Source organism: Streptococcus cristatus (assembly GCF_003943815.1).
In the GTDB taxonomy this organism is placed as follows: Bacteria; Bacillota; Bacilli; order Lactobacillales; family Streptococcaceae; genus Streptococcus; species Streptococcus cristatus_F.
In genome coordinates, this window is sequence record NZ_RJNA01000018.1 from 23,762 (window position 1) to 31,385 (window position 7,624).

The 7,624-nt window shown below is 45.6% G+C and carries 1 protein-coding gene; it reads left to right on the forward strand.

Annotated features, from left to right (window positions below; translation table 11 throughout):
* Positions 1-155: 155 nt before the first annotated feature.
* Positions 156-7,624: MiiA motif-containing surface protein (locus D8872_RS10870; RefSeq protein ID WP_185761417.1), on the forward strand; the 7,469-nt coding region annotated here is incomplete at its 3' end.

Consider the following 7,624-nt stretch of genomic DNA (forward strand, 5'->3'; position numbering starts at 1 on the left):
GTTAAAATACTACTCGGAGCATTAGGGCACCTATCATAAAAATGTAAAAAAGTGTGTATTTTTGCTTATAAACTATAGCATGCAATAAGCCAGCTTCTTTGCTAATGGTCATGAGATTAACAAAAACTGGCATGTTGGAAAAGGAAAGGAAAAGGATGTTTCGAAGTAAGAAATATAACAAAGATTTCGAGATTATTGACGAAAAGAAGCGGTATAAGCTCTATAAGTCTGGGAAAAATTGGGTAAAAGCTTCAAATTCTCAACTTGATCTCTTTCGTATCGGTGGAATGGGAGAAGTTGTCTCAAACAGCTTGTCAGATACAGAAGAGCTTGATCACGATCATCTGGGCCTCAATACTCTTGCAGGTCTGGGAGGGATATTAGCCGCTGGGGCAGCGGGGCTAATGGTGACTCAGGAGCAGTCTGTCTATGCAGATGAAACATCTGAATATACTGATAAAGCAGTTATCTCAGCTGAAGTCAAGGACAATGAGGAAGCTGCAGAAGCAAGTACAAATTCGATCATTGCTCAAGCGCAAGCGGAAATGCTAAAAGCAAAAGCAGAACAAGCTTCTGAGTTAGCCTCTGCTTCAGTTAGTCAGTCAGTCAGCACTTCTGTCTCTACAAGTGAGTCAGTCTCTCTTAGTATCTCGACTAGCCAGTCTGTTAGTCAATCGCTCAGCCAATCAGTTTCTGCTAGTAACTCAATTTCTATCAACCGGTCTGTATCTGCTAGCAGTTCGGTCTTGTCTAGCAAATCAGCGAGTACTGCGCCTGCTGCAAAAGTATCAGAGAGCAAAGCGCTCGCTAAGCTAGAAAGTGCTAACAATACAACTTCTCTAGAACAGGATAAAGTGCTAACTAGCGCGTCAGTAGCTGATGCTTCTGTCTCAGCTTCTAATTCTGTTTCACTGGACATCAGAGTCAATGTTGCTGATAGTTTTGTCTCATCTGCTGCCGGACAAAGTGTAGCTAGTGCTACGTTGAGCAATAGCCAAGCCCTAGCAACCAGCAACAACTTGGCCGCTGGTGTGGTAGCTGATAAGAACCAAACCCAAGGTAAGGATGAGCTTAAGCAAGCTGAGAAGAATCAAACGGTAGATAAGACTGTGGCAACCTCGCCAAAAGAGTCTGGTCGGTCAGGCTTCCGTAGTGCCAGTCAATCAACAAGTGGATCGAATGTTTCTGTAGTGTCAAGTTTGTCTATTGAACAGAGTGGATCGACGACAGCAATTGACCAGCAACCTTCTACTTCAAAAGAAGCAAAGAACCTTGAAATTGACTCAGCTGAATTAAAAATAACTGAAATTACTGGTAAGAATAGTGTTAGTGGAGTTCAATCAACTTCTGTCACAACTAGCTTAATTGAAGCTGCTGCGGTTGCATTAGCATCTTCAGAAGTCACTGCTAAACAACAAGAAGAAAACCGTAGGAAGTTGACCAATCTTTCAGCTGAAATAGGTGACTATCTAGCAAAAGCGGTTGATTTACCAAATACGGATTCAGCTCTTGCTAAGGCCAATGCTGCAGTAACAGAAATTGAAAAAGCCCTGACTGATCCAACTAGTGATTTAACAACAGTATTGCAAAAAGCTACTTCAGCGCGTAATTCGATTGTCAATGCTGTGTTGGCGGCTAATTCTGGTGTGCGTGATCCACGAAATGGGACAGAAATTGCTAGAGGGGCACACTCACGTGCAGCCTCTAATCCGCCTACGATTTCTATGCCATCCACTATCACAATTTATAATGATGAAGCAATCAATAATTTTCAGATAAGGCTGAATGATGATAAAGGGATGGATAAAGTTACGGCTTCCCCATCCAATGCTATTATTACAGGTTTAAATGCACCAAACTATCCAGCTAGCAAGAAAAGGGGATTTGGAGATCTATATACCTATGATAAATGGGGGAATCAAACAGGTGCCCAAAGGTCATACACCATTGACATAATAGGAACGGTGGGTCGTGAAAACGGAACTTGGAAACCCTATAAACCTGGTACCTATGTTCTGGAATATACAGTAAGAGATATTCATGGTCTGACTGCGACAGCACGTACGAATTTCCATATCAAAGGCTTCAACGAACGCCACAACCCAGTTAGTGGGGATACTGTTATTGTTAAGAATCCCTCTTCTTTGACTGTAAGTGAACGCAATCAAGTACTTGAAAAATTTAAAGAAAAAAACCAGTCGCTTTTATCTGGTAGTGATTTTACGAAAGATGGCGTAACCGGAACGATTTCGGTAGCTGAAAATGGGAATATTACCATTACCTACCGTGATAATACTACAGCTGTTATCCCAGCTAATGTGGATGCTGTTCCAGTTCCAAGTGCGACGGTGACTCGTAATGGTCAAGCCCTGACCCCTGTAAATGGCAACTATATTGTGTACGCAGGAGATGATATTCAAATTAATTTCACTGCTACAGATAATAGTGGGCAATTGTCAGAATTTAAGATCGTTTCAAATGCAGATGCAAATGGCTCAGCCCTTGGAAGTAATTTCTTTGAAGATAATAAATATGGGACGGGGACTGTAGAGCATTTAACGGGGAATATCACAGCGACTACTGCTAGTCCAGCCCGTATTACTGTAAGAGCTCATTTGAATGATAATCTAGAGTATGATAAAAATGGTAGAAATAGTTGGCAACGCAATGCAGTAGCAACGGATAAGGCTGGTAATAGTAATAGTGCAGGAAATGATTCACCGGGCAATGTCCGTATTGTGCAAGGTAGACTGACAGATATTATGGAAGGGGTAGCACCGACCGAAACCTTCCAAGTAGAGAATGTTTCTGAATTAAAACCTCAAGAAAAAACTCGTATATTGGCGGCTGTTGAGAAACTAAACAATAAGCAGGAAAAACGTATTGATTCCTTTACTATTAGTAACAATGGAACAGTTACCATTATCTATAAAGATAAGACTACGGATACGTTCACTGTAAAACTTTCTGATAGTGAGTATAAGAGTAGCAGTACTTCAACTAGTCTAAGTCAAAGACAGTCAACCAGTGTCTCAGTAAGTGCTAGTACATCAGCGAGTGCATCGGCTTCAACGAGCGCCAGCCGTTCAGTTTCTGCTAGCCAGAGCTTGTCTACTTCCTTGCGCAATAGCCAATCGGCATCGATGAGCGCCAGCCGTTCGGTTTCAGCGAGCAATAGTGTTTCTGGCTCGGTTAGCGGTAGTCAATCCGTCTCACTAAGTAAGAGTGCTTCAACTTCATTGAGTGGTAGCCAGTCTGTCTCAGTAAGTGCCAGTGCTTCAGCATCGTTGAGTGGTAGTCAATCCGTCTCATTAAGCACAAGCGCCTCCGCATCAGTAAGCTTGAGTCAATCAGTTTCACTAAGTAAGAGTACCTCCGCTTCGTTGAGTGGTAGCCAATCAGTTTCAACAAGTGCCAGTGCCTCAGCATCGTTGAGTGGTAGTCAATCCGTCTCATTAAGTAATAGTGCTTCATCTTCGTTGAGCTTGAGTCAGTCAGTTTCATTAAGTAAGAGCGCCTCCGCTTCATTGAGTGGTAGTCAATCCGTCTCATTAAGTAATAGTGCTTCATCTTCGTTGAGCTTGAGTCAGTCAGTTTCATTAAGTAAGAGCGCCTCCGCTTCATTGAGTGGTAGCCAGTCTGTCTCAGTAAGTGCCAGTGCTTCAGCATCGTTGAGTGGTAGCCAATCCGTCTCATTAAGTAATAGTGCTTCATCTTCGTTGAGCTTGAGTCAGTCAGTTTCATTAAGTAAGAGCGCCTCCGCTTCGTTGAGTGGTAGTCAATCTGTCTCATTGAGTAATAGTGCTTCAGCATCGGTAAGCCTGAGCCAGTCTGTATCAACAAGCGCAAGTGCTTCAGCATCAGTAAGCTTGAGTCAATCCGTTTCAACAAGTGCAAGTACCTCAACTTCATTGAGCGCAAGCCAGTCAGTTTCAACAAGTGCGAGCGCTTCAGCTTCATTGAGCTTGAGCCAGTCTGTCTCAGTAAGTGCAAGTGCTTCAGCATCAGTAAGCCTGAACCAGTCCGTTTCAACAAGTGCCAGTGCTTCAGCATCGGTAAGCCTGAGCCAGTCAGTCTCAGCAAGTGTAAGCACTTCAGCATCGTTGAGCTTGAGCCAGTCAGTTTCAACAAGTACAAGTGCTTCAGCATCGGTAAGCCTGAGCCAGCCAGTCTCAGTAAGTGCCAGTGCTTCAGCATCGTTGAGCTTGAGTCAGTCAGTTTCATTAAGTAAGAGCGCCTCCGCTTCACTGAGTGGTAGTCAATCCGTCTCATTGAGTAATAGTGCTTCAGCATCGTTGAGCTTGAGTCAATCCGTTTCATTAAGTAAGAGCGCCTCCGCTTCGTTGAGTGGTAGTCAATCAGTCTCACTAAGTAAGAGTGCTTCAACTTCATTGAGTGGTAGCCAGTCTGTCTCAGTAAGTGCCAGTGCTTCAGCATCGTTGAGCTTAAGTCAATCCGTTTCATTAAGTAAGAGCGCCTCCGCTTCATTGAGTGGTAGCCAATCCGTCTCATTAAGTAAGAGTGCCTCTGCTTCGTTGAGCTTGAGCCAGTCAGTTTCATTGAGTAAGAGTGCTTCAGCATCATTGAGCGGTAGCCAATCTGTCTCATTGAGCGAGAGCGCTTCAGCATCAGTAAGCTTGAGTCAATCAGTTTCAACAGGCGCAAGTGCCTCAGCGTCACTGAGCTTGAGCCAGTCAGTTTCATTGAGCACGAGCGCTTCAGCTTCACTGAGTGGTAGTCAATCAGTCTCAGTAAGCACAAGCACTTCAGCATCGTTGAGCTTGAGCCAGTCAGTTTCATTGAGCAAGAGCGCTTCAGCTTCACTGAGTGGTAGTCAATCTGTCTCATTGAGTAATAGTGCTTCAGCATCAGTAAGCCTGAGCCAGTCTGTCTCAGTAAGTGCAAGTGCTTCAACGTCATTGAGCACCAGCCAGTCTGTCTCATTAAGCACAAGCGCCTCAGCATCATTGAGCTTGAGCCAGTCAGTTTCAACAAGCGAGTCTGCTTCAGCGTCAGTAAGCTTGAGTCAATCAGTTTCAACAAGTGCAAGTGCCTCCGCTTCGTTGAGCTTGAGTCAATCCGTTTCAACAAGCGAGTCTGCTTCAGCATCAGTAAGCCTGAGTCAATCCGTTTCAACAAGCGCAAGTGCCTCAGCTTCGTTGAGTTTGAGTCAATCAATTTCAATAAGCACAAGCGCTTCAGCATCAGTAAGCCTGAGTCAGTCAGTTTCAGCAAGTGCAAGTGCTTCAGCGTCATTGAGCTTGAGCCAGTCTGTATCAACCAGCGCGAGTGCCTCAACTTCATTGAGCACAAGTCAGTCGGTTTCAACAAGCACAAGCGCTTCAGCCTCATTGAGCACCAGCCAGTCAGTTTCAACAAGTGAATCAGCTTCAACCTCATTGAGCTTGAGCCAGTCTGTCTCAGTAAGTGCAAGTGCTTCAGCGTCATTGAGCTTGAGTCAATCCGTTTCAACAAGCGCTTCAGCTTCAGCTTCGTTGAGCACTAGCCAGTCAGTCTCAGCAAGCGCAAGTGCCTCAGCTTCGTTGAGCTTGAGTCAATCCGTTTCAATAAGCACAAGCGCTTCAGCATCAGTAAGCCTGAGTCAGTCAGTTTCAGCAAGTGCAAGTGCTTCAGCGTCATTGAGCTTGAGCCAGTCTGTATCAACAAGCGAGTCTGCTTCAGCGTCAGTAAGCTTGAGTCAATCCGTTTCAACAAGTGCAAGTGCCTCAGCTTCGTTGAGTTTGAGTCAATCAGTTTCAATAAGCACAAGCGCTTCAGCATCATCGAGCTTGAGCCAGTCAGTTTCAACAAGCGAGTCTGCTTCAGCATCAGTAAGCCTGAGCCAGTCAGTTTCAACAAGTGAGTCAGCTTCAACGTCATTGAGCTTGAGCCAGTCAGTTTCAACAAGCGAGTCTGCTTCAGCGTCATTGAGCTTGAGTCAATCAGTTTCAACAAGTGCAAGTGCCTCAGCATCAGTAAGCTCGAGTCAATCAGTCTCAACAAGTGAATCAGCTTCAAGCTCATTGAGCTTGAGCCAGTCTGTCTCAGTAAGTGCCAGTGCTTCAGCATCAGTAAGCTTGAGTCAGTCAGTTTCAACAAGCGAGTCTGCTTCAGCGTCATTGAGCACAAGTCAGTCTGTCTCAGTAAGCACAAGTGCCTCAGCATCGTTGAGCTTGAGTCAGTCTGTCTCAGTAAGTGCAAGTGCTTCAGCGTCAGTAAGCTTGAGTCAATCAGTTTCAACAAGCGAATCAGCTTCAAGCTCATTGAGCACAAGTCAGTCTGTCTCAGTAAGCACAAGTGCTTCAGCATCAGTAAGCCTGAGCCAGTCAGTTTCAACAAGCGAGTCTGCTTCAGTGTCATTGAGCGTAAGCCAGTCTGTTTCAACAAGCGAGTCAGCTTCAGCGTCAATGAGCTTGAGCCAGTCTGTATCAGTAAGTGCCAGTGCTTCAGCGTCAATGAGCTTGAGCCAGTCTGTCTCAGTAAGTGCCAGTGCTTCAGCATCAGTAAGCTTGAGTCAGTCAGTTTCAACAAGTGCAAGTGCCTCATCTTCGTTGAGCTTAAGTCAATCCGTTTCAGCAAGTGAATCTGTTTCAACCTCATTGAGCACTAGCCAGTCAGTTTCAGCAAGTGCAAGTGCTTCAGCATCAGTAAGCTTGAGTCAGTCAGTTTCAACAAGCGAGTCTGCTTCAGCGTCACTGAGCTTGAGCCAGTCTGTCTCAGCAAGCACAAGCACTTCAGCATCAGAAAGCCTGAGCCAGTCAGTCTCAGTAAGCACAAGCGCTTCAGCGTCAGAAAGCCTGAGCCAATCAGTCTCAACAAGTGCAAGTGCTTCAGCATCAGAAAGCCTGAGCCAGTCAGTTTCGACAAGCGAGTCTGCTTCAGCATCGTTGAGCTTGAGTCAGTCTGTATCAGCAAGTGAATCAGCTTCAACCTCATTGAGCACCAGCCAGTCTGTCTCAGTAAGTGCAAGTGCTTTAGCGTCCTTGAGCTTGAGCCAGTCTGTTTCAGCAAGCGAGTCTGCTTCAGCGTCCTTGAGCTTGAGCCAGTCTGTCTCAGTAAGTGCCAGTGCTTCAGCGTCCTTGAGCTTGAGCCAGTCTGTCTCAGTAAGTGCCAGTGCTTCAGCGTCCTTGAGCTTGAGCCAGTCTGTCTCAGCAAGCACAAGCACTTCAGCGTCAGTAAGCCTGAGTCAATCAGTCTCAACAAGCGCAAGTGCTTCAGCGTCCTTGAGCTTGAGCCAGTCAGTCTCAGTAAGTGCCAGTGCTTCAGCATCAGTAAGCTTGAGTCAATCTGTTTCAACAAGCGCAAGTGCCTCAGCGTCAATGAGCTTGAGCCAGTCAGTCTCAGCAAGTGCCAGTGCTTCAACTTCATTGAGCACCAGCCAGTCTGTATCAGCAAGCACAAGCACTTCAGCGTCAGTAAGCCTGAGTCAATCAGTCTCAACAAGCGCAAGTGCTTCAGCGTCCTTGAGCTTGAGCCAGTCAGTCTCAGTAAGTGCCAGTGCTTCAGCATCAGTAAGCTTGAGTCAATCTGTTTCAACAAGCGCAAGTGCCTCAGCGTCAATGAGCTTGAGCCAGTCAGTCTCAGCAAGTGCCAGTGCTTCAACTTCATTGAGCACCAGCCAGTC